This window comes from Bernardetia sp. MNP-M8 (genome assembly GCF_037126285.1).
GTDB lineage: Bacteria > Bacteroidota > Bacteroidia > Cytophagales > Bernardetiaceae > Bernardetia.
Map to the genome: position 1 here is coordinate 1,839,653 of NZ_CP147012.1, position 14,072 is coordinate 1,853,724.

The window sequence follows — 14,072 nt, forward strand, 5'->3', positions numbered from 1 at the left end:
AAGCATTGAGACTTAAACCCATTTTTCCAATTTATTTTATATATCTAAAATCTGTTCCACCTTTCAAACTAATTACACTTTGGTAAATCAGATCAATAACTGCTTCTACATCTTTTTTAGAAGCTGTTTCTACTGTTGTGTGCATATATTTCAAGGGAATAGAAATAAGCGCAGAAGCTGTCCCTTTTCCAGAATATGCAAACGCATCTGTATCTGTTCCTGTGGCACGACTTGATGCCAGACGTTGGAATGGCACTTTATTTTCTTCAGCAGCTTTAACAATATGCTTTAAAAGATTGTTCTGAACAGCAGGTGCATAAGTAAGAACTGCACCACGCCCACAACGAATATCACTTTGTTTGATTTTGTTATACATTGGAGAAGCAGTATCATGACAAACATCTGTAACAATCGCTACATCTGCTTCAATAGTACGAGAAATCATTGTTGCTCCATTTAGACCTACTTCTTCTTGAACAGCATTTACGATATATAAACCAAAATCTAGCTTATCTTTATTTTTATGAATTCTGCGTGCTACTTCTGCAATCATAAAACCACCAATACGATTATCTAAAGCTCGTCCAGTCCAAAATTTATCATTTAAGTCAATAAGTTCATCTTCAAAAGTAGCTACACAGCCTACATGAACGCCTAGCTCTTCGACTTCTGTTTTGCTTGTTGCACCTACATCTAAAAAAATATTATCTATTTCTGGAAGTGTATCTGCTTTTCCACGCTCACGAACATGGATTGCAGGCCAACCAAAGACACCTTTTACAATTCCTTTGTCTGTATAAATATTTACACGTTTTGAAGGCGCAATGATAGCATCAGAACCTCCATTTTGTTTGACATAGATATAGCCATCATCAGTAATATAATGAACAGTCCAAGCAATTTCATCAGCATGTGCTTCAATGACGACTTTATATTTTGCTTCTGGATTAATTACAGCCACAGCAGTTCCGTATGTATCAGTAAAATAAGAATCAGTATAAGGCTTGATATAATCTAACCAAATTTTTTGTCCACTTTGCTCATAGCCTGTTGGAGAAGAATTATTGAGGTAATTGAAGAGAAAATCACGACTTTTTTTATTCATTTTTGCCATTTTGTTTTTTTAGGAATGTTTTAGTTATGTTTAATTTACTACTACACTTTTGAAAGTGTGTTCTATGGTAGAATATAAATACCAATATAGCAAATCTAATGACTATGAAAAAAGTTTTTTTTGATACTGTATTTTGATTTTTGGATGTATAAGTAGCTTCAATGGGTTCAATCTTTTAGAGAAAAAGCATTAATTTTATTCTAGATGCCTGTCAAAATATTTATCTTAAATGAATAAATAAGCTACATTAAATTTAATGTATTTTGTCTAGTTTTAATTTATTAGATGAAGGTTGTTTTGTGGAAAAATATAAAAATTCTTCTCCATCTAAAGCTCTTTTGTCTATAAAATGTAATCCAATTTTTGATAGAATTTTCTGAGAAGCCAAATTTTCTTCTGTTGTGAAGGCTACTATTTCTTTTAGATAAAGTTTATCTTGTCCGTATTCTAAAATAGCTTTTGCTGCTTCACTTATATATCTTTTACCTTCATGATTTGGTAAAATAGCATATCCAATGTCTGGAAACTCTAAGTAATCACGTTTCAAAAATCCAATAGCTCCAATTGCTTGATTAGTTTCTCTTAAATTCATTTTATAGAATCCATAGCCATTTTTTCTGTAGTTATCTATCAAAGATTCTTGAACATATTTAGTCGCATCTTCTAATGACTTGATGTTTCTATCTCCAATAAATTCTATCCAATTTGGACTATTTAATAACCGAAGAAAAAAAGGTGCATCACTCAAATTAGCTTCTTCGATAATCAATCTTTCTGTTTCTAAGATTTTCATGTTTTCTTGTAATTAGTATTTTATATTGATTTTCAATCAAAGTTAAGCACAAAATATTATATTAATCCATTTTAACCAAATAATAACAAATAACACTCAAAAATAGCACTTTTAAAGAGTTTATTTCATAAATAAAAATTATCTTTTGTTATTTAATACATTTACCAAATATGATGTAACCTTCAAAAAAGAGTCTTTTTAACTTGTATAGGCTATTACAATTGTACTTTAATAAAAAAAATTATTCTTTTTATTAAAGCAATTTCAATAGGGCTACTATTTTGAGTTCTTGTGGAGTTCTATGCCTATTTTTAACTTTTATATTCCTGTGGTTTCTTCCACAGCAATAATTTTTATGTTACTCTTTGCAAGAACTTTTTTAGAGTTAAAAAATAATAATCCTATATTAGATAAAATTTTTTATGTATTAGTAGGATTATCTGTAATAAGTGTAATACTAGGTTTAATAGGCATATACGATATAAGTGCTAAAATTGGACAACTTACAGTAGTTTTAATAGCTATTTATCTTTTAGGAACAAGTATATACTTACTTATAAAAGGATACAAGCCTGCTCGTTTCTTCTTAGTAGCTTGGTTTGCTTATTTAATAGAATTGATTGTATTTATTTTACAACTTAATGCAGTTATTCCTAATACTTGGTTTACAGATAATTCTGTTCTTTTTGGCTCTGCCATAGAAGTAGTATTATTATCTTTTGCACTTGCAGATAGAATAAACGTCTATAAAAAACAAAAAGAAGAAGCACAAAAAGAAGCCTTAGAAAAGACAAAAGAAAACGAGAAATTAGTAGTAGAACAAAATAAAGTTTTAGCTATAAAAGTAAAAGAAGCTACTGAGGAATTGAGTATTTCGAATGAAGAACTCAACTCTACTAATGAAGAACTCAATGCAATGCTAGAAACTGTACAGAAACAAAAAGATACCATTGAAGAGCGTTCGGCAGAAATTGAGTCTATCAATGAAGAAATAAAAGCCACTAATGAAGAGCTAAATTCTACTAATGAAGAACTTTACTCAACAGTAGAAACAGTAAAACAGCAAAATAAACTGATTGCAGATGCTAACCGAAGTATTACAGATAGTTTGCGTTATGCACAGACTATTCAAGATGCAATCTTACCTTTTGAGGAACGTATGGATAGTCACTTAAAAGATTATTTTACATTTTATCGTCCAAAAGATATTGTTTCTGGTGATTTTTATTGGCTAACAGATCTCAAAGGAAAAGTTTATTTAGCTGTTGCAGACTGTACAGGACACGGCGTACCAGAAGCATTTATGTCTATGATTGGTTCGGCTGCTCTTGATGCTCTTGTCGATAGAAATGAATTAGAAGCTCCTGATGATATTTTGGCAGAACTTCATCTCACTATTCAAAAAGCTCTAAAACAAGAGAATAGCACAAATGATGATGGAATGGATGTTGGTTTGTGTGTAATAGAATATTTGACAAATGGAAGATGTAAAATTCTTTTCTCTGGAGCAAAACGACCATTATATTACTACAAAAAATCTACTCAAGAACTTATAGAAATAAGAGGAACACGCCAAAGTATTGGAGGATACTCAAAGAAAGAAGAGATTTTGAGGTAAACGAACTTATTTTGGAAGAGGGAGATTGTTTTTACTTGTCTAGTGATGGATATGCAGACCAAAATGATAAAAATGATTTGAAATTTGGTTCTCATAAACTAAAACAACTCATTCACGATGTAGCTCATCTACCTATGAAAGAACAAGGAAATATCATTAAACAAAAATTTGATCAGCACAAAGGCAAAGAAGCACAACGTGATGATATTGCTATTATTGGTGTACGTATTTCATAGAAATCTGTTCTTATAAATACTCATTGAATAGTGAATCCTGTAAAGGTTCACTATTTTTTTTAAACACAAATCAAACATTACGAGTTAACTTTCTTGATACATAATTTTATAGTTGTTTACTTTACATACTGTTTGAGTCCTCAAAAAAACTCTACCTATTCTATTTCATATTTTTATATTAAAACTCCTTATTTCCAATTGAAGTCTATCCATTTTTTGCTTATCTTTCTCATTTCCTTTTTATTTGTTTCTTTTAGTTTTGCCCAAAAACGAGGAGAATATATGTATCCTATCAATCCAAATACAACAAATTCGCTATCAGGTGGAATGGCAGAACTTCGTTCAAATCATTTTCACATGGGAATTGATGTAAGAACTAATAATCAAATTGGTTTGCCTGTCCATGCAGCAGCTGATGGATATGTAGCTCGGGTAAAAGTAAAAGGTTCAGGCTACGGAAATGCCATTTATATCAAACATAAAAATGGAACAACTACACTTTATGGTCATTTGAGTGAATTTAATAAAGAAATTGCAGCTTATGTCAGAAAAATTCAATATCAACGAGAGAGTTTTGAAGTAGATTTATATCTTTCGCCCTCTCAATTTCCAGTCAAAAAAGGAGAAATTATAGCTCTTTCTGGAAATAGCGGTTCATCTGGAGGTCCTCATGTACACTTCGAAATTCGTGATGCAGGCGAGCGAGCTTTGAACCCTTTAGATTATGGCTTTGATGAAATTAAAGACAATATCGCACCAATTATGGATAGAGTAGCTTTTATTCCATTAGAAAAAAATGCAATGATAAGAGGAGAGTATAATAGAGAAATTGTGGGAGCTTATTCAACAGGAAAAAACAAATATGGTTTACGAGTTCCTAAAATGACAGCTTACGGATTGATAGGATTAGAAATTGATGCAAAAGACAAAGCTGATGAAGTTTACTTTAGTTATGGAATGGATGAAATTGAAGTTTTTGTAAATGAAAAACAGACTTTTAAGGTTCATTTTGATAGAATTTCGTTTGCCAATCAAAGGCACATGAATAATTATATGAATTATGAATACTATGTCAAGACAAGAAAAAGATACAGAAAATGTTATGTACCTGATGGTGGAGAACATTTACATTTTTACGCAGCTTCTAAAAATAAAGGGAAATTATTTATAGAAGATGGCAAAACCTATCAAGTCAGAATCCGAATGACTGATGCTTATGGCAATGAATCAAATACAGAATTTGAAATTGTGGGTGATAAAAATCAAAAAGCAGTCAAAAATTATCCTGTAAAACTCAATGATTATAAGATTGAAGATAATTATATGATTTTTAATGCACTGACTTCTGATAAACAACAAGAAGCAGAAGTTTGTGTATCCCATTTAGCTTATAAAATCAAACCTCAATTTGAAGTAGGAAGCACAGGAACATTTTTTTGGGATTTGAGAACAGGCTTACCTGATTCTTTGGTGTTGCCAAATGGAACAACCATTTATCCAAATATAAAAGCACAAGTTCCTTCAAATACTAATTTTTCTTTCTATCATAAAGATTTTGATATTTACTTTCCAAGTGGAGCATTATACGACACTACTTATTTAGCTTTTCAAACAAAAGAAAATTATCTCAATACAGAAGATTTTGTGATTGACCATTCTGATTTGGCTCTTCAAAAATATATTACTGTCAAATTAAAACCTAAAAATCCTTCTTCTATCAAAAATAAATCAAAAGTTCATGCCTATGCTGTTTATGGAAGAAGTTTGGGCTTTGCTGGTGGAAAGTGGAAAGGCGATATTTTTGAGTTCAAAACTCGTAATTTAGGAACATTTCGCTTAGTAGAAGATGACGATAAGCCAAATATTAGAATTACTCGTAAGAATTCGAAGAGTATAATTTGCAAAATTTCTGATAGTCGTTCTGGAATAGACTCTTTTCGTGCAACAATTGATGGAAAGTGGCTTTTAATGAATTTTGATGCAAAAACAGCTTCACTGACTTCTGAAATGTCTGACCAAATGGAAAACTTGAAAGGCGAATTTGTATTGACAGTTACTGATAATGCAGGAAATAAAGAGGTTTATACAACTACAATTTACTAGAAAATCATTATTTTGTCTTTCTCAAAAAAACATTCACATCCTAATTTGTTTTAATAGAATAGAATCATACACATTTTTTAGAAACAACTCTTTAATCAGAAAAATAAAATGGGAAAAACAGCCGTAATTGCAGGAAGTACAGGACTTATCGGACAACAGCTTATCAAACACCTTTCAGAAGATAATCGATATGATAAAATTTTGGCTCTCACTCGCAAAGCAAAAGCATCCGATTTGCCAAAGGTAGAATATGTAGTTGTAGATTTTGATCATTTACCTATTTATCAAAAAGAAATAAATGGTGATGATGCCTTTTGTGCATTAGGAACAACACGTCAAAAAGCAGGAAGCAAAGAAGCATTTTACAAGGTTGATTACACCTATATTTGGGAATTTGGGCGTATAATGGCACAAAATCAAGCTCAATCTTTTACTTTAGTCTCATCAATGGGAGCAGATAAAGATTCTTTTTTTTATTATAATGAAGTAAAAGGAAAAATTGAAGATTCTATTTCTCAATTAGATTTTGAAAAAATAACGATTGTTCGTCCTTCACTTTTATTAGGAGATAGAGAAGAGGAACGCTTGGGAGAAGGAATTGCACAAACTTTTTCTAAACTTTTTAGTCCGATTATTCCAGCAAAATACGATGGAATTGAGGCTTCACAAGTTGCAAAAGCAATGATAAAAGCTGCCAATGATGGAAAGAACGAATTAGAAATTATTGAGAATGATGAATTGCAGAAGATGTGATTTTGTTTTTTATAGACGAAGTAATTACCCACGAATAAATTCGTGGGTTTTATTTGGTTATCAGCTTATTGTTTTAGGTTTGTAATATCCATCTCTTTTTTTGTCTATACTTCCTCCATCATATCCACAAATTCCAGCTCTAGGTGAATTGACTATTTTAGTTTTTGCATAATCATCAAAATCCTCACACTCTTTAGCATGTTCTTTAGAACATTTTTTACAAAAATATCCATCTTTATAATCGTAATCGATATCAACTAAACAAATTTCTCTTGCATATTCTTTCTTACACATTGTACAAACAATAGGTAAAGGTTCATTACGAGAGATTAATTTGATTTTTTTCTTCTGTTTTGGCAAAATATATTCATTTACAAATTTGACTTTCAAATAAGTAGTCGAACCAAAATCGTATTCATAGTCCATAATCAGTCCCTTTTCATATATATCTGAGAGAGGAGTCTTCATGGATTGTGAATCATAATCAGCATCCATTATACTAATACCTGATTTTGTTCTAAAACTACTCATATGTCCACAACACTCTACCCAAATATCTCTCAAGAAAACATCTAAGGTAGTAAAGCTAACTTTACTTTCTATAATTATTACCAAAAACATTTCATCTGCTGTTATAGAAATTTGATAATAAGTATCTGTACTTTTTGTATCATAATTTATCTCTTTTTCCATCTTTTTAAGATGAGAGGATATATGCTTTGTTATTCCTTGTTTGCTTACTATTTCATTGCAGTAGAAGCAAACGCCTTCTGATTTTAATGCCATAATTTTATTTCTTATAGTGAAAATACTATTCGCACCTTGAAAAGTACGTTACATTTTTTATATCTTCTCACGCTAAAGCGTAAGCTACAAAATCACTTCTTTTTCAAAAGTCTTTGTATTTACTCTCAAAATTTGATGATTATTTGTATCGGAAATATATAAATAATTTCCAATTAAAAGAACATCATTTGGCTCTGAAAGTCCACTTATTAACGTTTTAACTCTATTTTTTTCTAAGTCTAAAACTTTTATTTTTCCATTATAGGTATCAGCAATATAAACTTCATTTTTTGTGTAAAAAACTCCTATTGGATGCTGTAAAACTGCTTTTTGTGCTGTTCCATCTGTATCTCCAAAATCAAAAAGTCCTGAACCTACAAGCGTTCTGACTTCTTTTTTCTGTAAATCTACCTGACGAATCGCACTCGCTTCTGCATCAGCTACATACAAGAAATTCTCAAACTGTGTAAGTCCACTTGGTTGATTAAAGGCTACCTTTTTAAAATCATCACCATCTGTGAGCTGTTCTCTTCCACTTCCTGCAAAACGTTCAGTTTTGTAATCCTGCAAGTTCATTTTCAAAATTTGATGATTTCCTGCATTAGCGATATACATTGTATTTGGGTATTTTTTATCGATAAGCAAATCCCAAGGCGAATTCGGATTTACATTTTCTCCCCATTTTTTGTCTCCAAAATAATAACTTGTTTCACCTGTTCCACTGATGGTCTTGACTATTTTATTTATTAAATCAGCTTCTTTGATTACATTATTTTTTGTGTCAGCAATATATAATTTTTCTCCATTTTGAGAAAGAGCCAGTCCATGAGGTTCATAAAAAGTAGCTTCTTCAAAATTTCCATCTGTGTTTCCTTTTTTACCATTTCCAATAGTCTCTAAAACTTTGCCTTTCAAATTTATTTTTAAAACCCTATTATTTCCACTATCAGCAATCCAAAAAATAGGTTCATTTTCATTGCTATCATTTTCTGCTGTTGCTTCTATTATTTTTGAAGGAAACATAAGTTCTTTTTCCTCTACTTGAGCAAGCTGAAATTCAAATTTTTGCGTATTTAGTTCTGCTTTGTGTTTTTCTTTTAAAGCTAATATTTGATTGCGAGCATCTTCATAAAATGATTCTCCTGCACGTTGCCAAACAACTTTTCCAGTCGGCGAAATAAGTGTAATAGTAGGCCAAGCACGAATTCCATAGTTCTGCCAAACTTTCATATCTGCATCATTAACAACAGGATGATGAACTCCAAATTTTAAGGCAGCTTGACGAATGCGTTGTGTAGATTGTTCTGCACTAAATTTTGCTGAATGAATACCAATAACGACAAGTTGATTTTCAAATTCTTTTTCTAATTTCTCAAGGTTTGGAATAATATGTTGGCAATTGATACAACCAAATGTCCAAAAATCTAATAAAACTATTTTTCCTTTAAAGTCTGCTAATTTATACGATTTTTCAGTATTTACCCAGCCAAATTCTGTATCAATTTCGGGGGCAGTAGTCGGAGGAACAACCATATATTTTGGATTAATTTTGATTACTTTTTTTTCTGATTTGTCTTTATTGAGTTCATTTGCCGAACTAGATTTTTCATTGCAAGATGTAAAGGAAAAAATGAGTAAAAGAGAAAAAAGTAAGATTTTTATGCCGTTGGATGGAACACCAACCACGGCGAGTTTATAATTTTTCATTGAATTGGTGTTTTGGTATATTAAAAGGAATTAGGATTTTATTTTATAAAAAAAGGAAAAGGCAAGCCTTTTCCCTACAAATTTGAAATACAATTATTCATTTCTGAGTAAATGAACACACATTTTATAATTTCTCTGCAATTTCCATTGGGTTTACTCTTGAATTATAAAACTGAACTGTTTTTCCGTCTTCACTCACAATATATTTACAGAAATTCCAAGAAGGCTCTTCACCTGCTTTTTCTACTAACCACGTATATAATGGCGCACGGTCATCTCCTGTAACAGAAATTTTTGAGAACATATCAAAATCTGCATTGAACTTTGTCGAACAAAATTCTTTAATCTCTTCATTTGACCCTGGTTCTTGTCCCCCAAAATTGTTAGCAGGAAAACCCAAAACTGTTACTTTGTCACTGTATTTTTCTTTTACGTTTTGTAAATCTTCATATTGAGGAGTAAAACCACATTTTGAAGCTACATTAACAATCATTAATTTTTTACCTTGGTATTGTGATAAATCAACTTCGTTTCCGTCGATATCTTTTACTTTAAATTCATAAATTGTTTTTGCTGAAGTTGGATTTGTAGTCGTCATATCTGATGCATTTGAGGTTTTTGGAGAATTATTGCAGCTTGCTAAAAATAAAATTAGTGAGCTTAAAAGGAATAAATTAGAAAATAGAATTTTCATATCTTTAAAATTGGGTGGAATAAATGAATATGGTTTACCTGCTAAACGTTTGAATAGATTTGAATGTTTATTTTTCAAGATGAGATTTAGAAAATATAACACATAAAAAAACCATCCTTCATCAAAAAGAATGGTTCTACTTTAAACTCTAATAATTTGTATTTTCAATTATAAATTTAATGAGGCAAACGTTCTCTCAAAAATCCATACGTCCAAGTTCCGAAAATAGCACTCAGAAGTGTAATCAAAACCACTGTTGCACCTGTACCTATTTGAGCAAACAAAGGACCTGGACATGCGCCTGTCATTGCCCAACCCAAGCCAAAAATAAGTCCTCCATAGATTTGCCCTTTGTTAAATACTTTATCTTTAAAGACTATTTTCTCGCCTGATAAAGTCTTGATATTAAATTTTTTGATGATAAAAACAGAAAGCATTCCTACCAAAATAGCTGTTCCGATAACACCATACATGTGGAAAGATTCTAAACGAAACATTTCTTGTATTCTGAACCAACTAATTATTTCAGCTTTGACAAAGACAATTCCGAAGGCAATACCAACAAGTAAATATTTAAAATTATGATACCATTTTTCTGTTTTATCACTTTCATTGACACAAATAGCATCCTTTCGGCGAGTTGTGTCTGCTATCGTTTTCTGAAATGGCAGTGTTTGATTTTTCATTCGTATTATTTTTATCAGATAAGAAATACTTTTTGTAAAGATTGTAAAGGGATATAAATAAACACATTTTTTATAATGATAAAATTAAAGGCAAAATCCAGTTTGCCATAATGAATCCTCCTATCATAAAACAACAAGTGGCTACAAAAGAAGGAAATTGAAAGGTAGACATTCCCATAATGGCATGTCCACTTGTGCACCCACCTGCATACCGAGTTCCGAAGCCTACCAAAAAACCTCCTACTACCATCAATAAAAATCCTTTAAGTGTAAAAAAACTATCCCAATTCATAATATCTAAAGGAACAAGGTTTGAATAATCTATAATCCCGTAAGTAGTTAAATCTGCTTGTAAAGTTGCTGCAATCTGAACATCATTTGGATTTGATAAAAAATTGGCTGCAATCATTCCACCTAAAAGAATTCCTACTACAAAAAACAAATTCCATATTTCTTTTTTCCATTCATATTGAAAAAATGGAATTTTGGCAGGAATACACATCGCACAAACATGGCGCAACGAAGAACTAATTCCAAAAGATTTATTACCTATTATTAAAAGTGTAGGCACAGTTAAGCCTACCAAAATACCTGCCACGTACCAAGACCATGGCTGTGTTATAAATTCTATCATTTTTTATTTTTTATATAAACCTATAAGGTTTTCAAAAACCTTATAGGTTTGGCACCTGAGAAAAAATCTATTTAGAAAGTGTTTTGCTCTGACACACAAAATTTGAAGTAGGGATAGCTTCTTGTTTTTGGATTTGTCCAAAACCACCTTCAATTTCTGTAAAATTACGGTAACCCCTTGCTTGCAAAATACTAGCAGCAATCATAGAGCGATAACCACCTGCACAGTGCATAAAGAAATGTTCATCTGGATTAATATCTCTTACCCACTCATTAATAAAATCTAACGGTTTATTATACGCTTCTTCTACGTGTTGGGCTGCATATTCACTCTCTTTTCTGACATCAACAACTTTGCTTGTTTCTTTATCAAATTTTTGAGCAAACTCTTCAGGAGCAATTCTATCAATTGTATCAATTTCTTTTCCTGCTGCTTTCCATTCTGCAAAACTACCTTTGAGGTAACCCAAAACATTATCAAAACCTACTCTGCTAAGTCTAATAATTGTTTCTTCTTCTCTTCCTTCGTCTGTGATGAGCAAAATAGGTTGTTGTACATCCATAATCATCGCACCTACCCAAGGCGCAAAACCTCCATCAATTCCGATATTGATAGATTGTGGTACAAAACCTTGATAAAACTCTTTTGGGTTACGTGTATCCAAAATAAGCGCACCACTTTCCTCAGCTGCTACTTCAAAAGCATTTGGTTCTAACGCCTGTTTACCTTTTTTCATAACATCGTCCAAACTATCATAGCCTTTTTTGTTCATGGCTACGTTCATTCCAAAATAAGCAGGAGCTGGTAAAAGTCCATCTGTAACTTCATTTACAAATTCTTGTTCTGTCATGTCTGCACGAAGGGCATAATTGAGTTTCTTCTGCTCTCCGATAGTAGAAACTGTTTCTTTACTCATATTCTTTCCACACGCACTACCTGCGCCATGTGCAGGATAAACGATAGTTTCGTCTGGCAAAGTCATGATTTTATCTCTTAACGAATGAAAAAGAGTTGCTGCTAATTGCTCTTGTGTCATGTGAGCTGCTTTTTGAGCCAAATCTGGGCGACCTACATCGCCAATAAAAAGTGTATCACCTGAGAAAATAGCATGTTCTTTTCCATTTTCATCTAAAAGCAAATAGGTTGTACTTTCCATCGTATGCCCTGGTGTATGAAGAGCTTTGATAGTAATATTTCCTACTTTGAATGTCTGTCCGTCTTCTGCAATGATAGCATCAAATTCGGGTTGTGCTGTCGCACCATAAATGATTGGTGCACCTGTCTTTTTAGATAAATCTAAATGTCCTGAAACAAAGTCTGCATGAAAATGTGTTTCGAAAACATACTTAAGTTTGACATCATCTTTTGCTAAGCGATCAAGATAGGGTTGCACTTCACGAAGTGGGTCAATAATGGCAGCCTCGCCATTTGAAGTAATATAATATGCACCTTGTGCCAAACAGCCTGTATAAATTTGTTCTATGTTCATAATTTTGGATTTTTTTCTAAAAAATGGTCTTTAGAAATGATAAGTTTAAAAAAATTCGTGTAAAGTAATTGATTATACGTTTGTTTTTCATTCTAAGATACTACAAAATTAAGCTATTAGTTGTTTGGGTACAGTTACTTTTGTTACAGAAGTTTTTTTTTAGTCTAAATTTTAGCACAAATACTATTTTATACATTGAAAGACCTAGCAATATACCCTTAACAAACTGAAAAACAAACACTTAAGCAACAAGCTATTGTTAGAGTTGTTTTGAGTTACTAAAAAATTACTATTTAACTCCTTTATCTTTACAGTAATTAATTATTGTAAAAACAGCAAACAATGAAAGTAAGTGTAATAAAAAAAATATTCAATTTAATTACTTGAATTTTAATTTATACTCAATAGAAATTGGTTTTCGAAAATTGGACGTGAAAATTAGGGGCTAAAAGTGTTTCTAGCTCATCTTTATAATCAACGATATATTCAAAAAATGCAAGGACGTTAGTCCTAAATTTTTCAAATGTATTGTAGTATTCATAATCAATTATTTTCTTTCTCATCAACTTCCAAAGTCTTTCAATTAAGTTTAAATTAGGCGAGTAGGCAGGCAAGTAAATGAGTTCTATTTTAGAGCCATATACCCAGTCTTGCACCAAATAAGATTTGAAATAGGAGGCTTGGTCTAAGACCATATACACCTTGCTTTTATCTAAATACGCTGCTTCTACTTTATCTAAAAATTCTCTTACACTCTCTGAATCAACTGTTTCTGATTCACTAATGAGTATATCGCTTGGATTTTGAATGTTTACTGTACCTGTCAAATTTATGCGCTTTCTACCACTACTACTTTTAATTTCTCTTTCCTCTCCTGTTGGAATCCAAGCATAATTACTTCGGGTATTCCATTGAGGATGAACAGCATCTGCGTAGAGTAGAACAGCATTTTCTGAATCTAAACGCTCTATCAAAGCCTCTATATCTTCTATAAAGTGAGTTTGAAGTTCTTTATCAGCTTTAGCAGGAACTGTTTTTGTCTTTTTATAAGAAAAACCTAGACGTTTCATCAAACTAGGAAGACTTTTAATAGCGTAATCAATACCTAAATTTTCTTTTATCCAATAAGCAATAGACTGGCAGTTTTTATGCAAGTGAGAACGAAGTTCTTTATCTAAAGCTGCCAAATCAAAACTATCCAACTTACCCCAAAAACCTAAATAATTAGAAGAAATAAAACCAGAAAGACCACAGGAATTATAACTTTTTACATAATTATAAAAACTACTTAAATCAACACCTAAAAGCTCTGACAACTCTTTTGCTGACTTACCTTGGTCAAGACCTAAAAGAACAGTACAACGAATATAGTCCTTCTTTCCTGAAGAACTTTTACGATAATCTTTTAAAATATCTCGTTCAGAAATACTAAGTTGAAAATTCATAAGCTAAAAATAAT

Annotated in this window: 13 protein-coding genes; 4 read left to right on the forward strand and 9 right to left on the reverse strand. The window is 31.6% G+C overall.

Features of this window, described 5'->3' with window-relative positions; genetic code table 11:
• Positions 1–31: 31 nt before the first annotated feature.
• Positions 32–1,105: a M42 family peptidase gene (locus V9L04_RS07635; protein ID WP_338793501.1), complete on the reverse strand. Its 1,074-nt coding sequence runs from the start codon at positions 1,103–1,105 to the stop codon at positions 32–34.
• Between the two features lie 262 nt (positions 1,106–1,367).
• Entirely contained in the window at positions 1,368–1,907 is a 540-nt protein-coding gene (locus V9L04_RS07640; RefSeq protein WP_338793502.1) for a GNAT family N-acetyltransferase, read from the reverse strand.
• A gap of 301 nt (positions 1,908–2,208) precedes the next feature.
• On the opposite strand from V9L04_RS07640, the gene V9L04_RS07645 reads away from it, so the two are divergent.
• From V9L04_RS07645 to V9L04_RS07660, 4 genes are all read left to right on the forward strand, one after another.
• Positions 2,209–3,525, forward strand: coding sequence for a 7TM diverse intracellular signaling domain-containing protein (locus tag V9L04_RS07645; RefSeq protein WP_338793503.1), 1,317 nt, complete (start codon positions 2,209–2,211; stop codon positions 3,523–3,525).
• An 11-nt stretch (positions 3,526–3,536) separates the two neighbouring features.
• Positions 3,537–3,761, forward strand: coding sequence for a SpoIIE family protein phosphatase (locus tag V9L04_RS07650; protein WP_338793504.1), 225 nt, complete (start codon positions 3,537–3,539; stop codon positions 3,759–3,761).
• A 198-nt stretch (positions 3,762–3,959) separates the two neighbouring features.
• Complete coding sequence (locus V9L04_RS07655; RefSeq protein ID WP_338793505.1) at positions 3,960–5,864, forward strand: M23 family metallopeptidase; 1,905 nt, start codon at positions 3,960–3,962, stop codon at positions 5,862–5,864.
• 108 nt (positions 5,865–5,972) lie between these two features.
• Positions 5,973–6,617: an oxidoreductase gene (locus V9L04_RS07660; protein WP_338793506.1), complete on the forward strand. Its 645-nt coding sequence runs from the start codon at positions 5,973–5,975 to the stop codon at positions 6,615–6,617.
• A 60-nt stretch (positions 6,618–6,677) separates the two neighbouring features.
• On the opposite strand, the gene V9L04_RS07665 is transcribed toward V9L04_RS07660, so the two are convergent.
• From V9L04_RS07665 to V9L04_RS07695, 7 genes are all read right to left on the reverse strand, one after another.
• Positions 6,678–7,403 carry a hypothetical protein gene (locus tag V9L04_RS07665; protein ID WP_338793507.1) on the reverse strand — a complete coding sequence of 242 codons (726 nt, stop codon included), beginning with the start codon at positions 7,401–7,403 and terminating at the stop codon, positions 6,678–6,680.
• An 84-nt stretch (positions 7,404–7,487) separates the two neighbouring features.
• Positions 7,488–9,110, reverse strand: coding sequence for a thioredoxin-like domain-containing protein (locus V9L04_RS07670; RefSeq protein WP_338793508.1), 1,623 nt, complete (start codon positions 9,108–9,110; stop codon positions 7,488–7,490).
• Positions 9,111–9,234: 124 nt separating this feature from the next.
• A complete protein-coding gene (locus V9L04_RS07675) occupies positions 9,235–9,804 on the reverse strand; it encodes a glutathione peroxidase (protein ID WP_338793509.1) in 570 nt (189 codons plus the stop codon).
• 176 nt (positions 9,805–9,980) lie between these two features.
• Complete coding sequence (locus V9L04_RS07680) at positions 9,981–10,490, reverse strand: DUF6691 family protein (RefSeq protein ID WP_338793510.1); 510 nt, start codon at positions 10,488–10,490, stop codon at positions 9,981–9,983.
• A gap of 70 nt (positions 10,491–10,560) precedes the next feature.
• Complete coding sequence (locus tag V9L04_RS07685) at positions 10,561–11,124, reverse strand: YeeE/YedE thiosulfate transporter family protein (RefSeq protein ID WP_338793511.1); 564 nt, start codon at positions 11,122–11,124, stop codon at positions 10,561–10,563.
• Positions 11,125–11,191: 67 nt separating this feature from the next.
• Positions 11,192–12,613, reverse strand: coding sequence for an MBL fold metallo-hydrolase (locus tag V9L04_RS07690; RefSeq protein ID WP_338793512.1), 1,422 nt, complete (start codon positions 12,611–12,613; stop codon positions 11,192–11,194).
• A gap of 401 nt (positions 12,614–13,014) precedes the next feature.
• Entirely contained in the window at positions 13,015–14,058 is a 1,044-nt protein-coding gene (locus V9L04_RS07695) for an IS630 family transposase (RefSeq protein ID WP_338790635.1), read from the reverse strand.
• Positions 14,059–14,072: the final 14 nt, after the last annotated feature.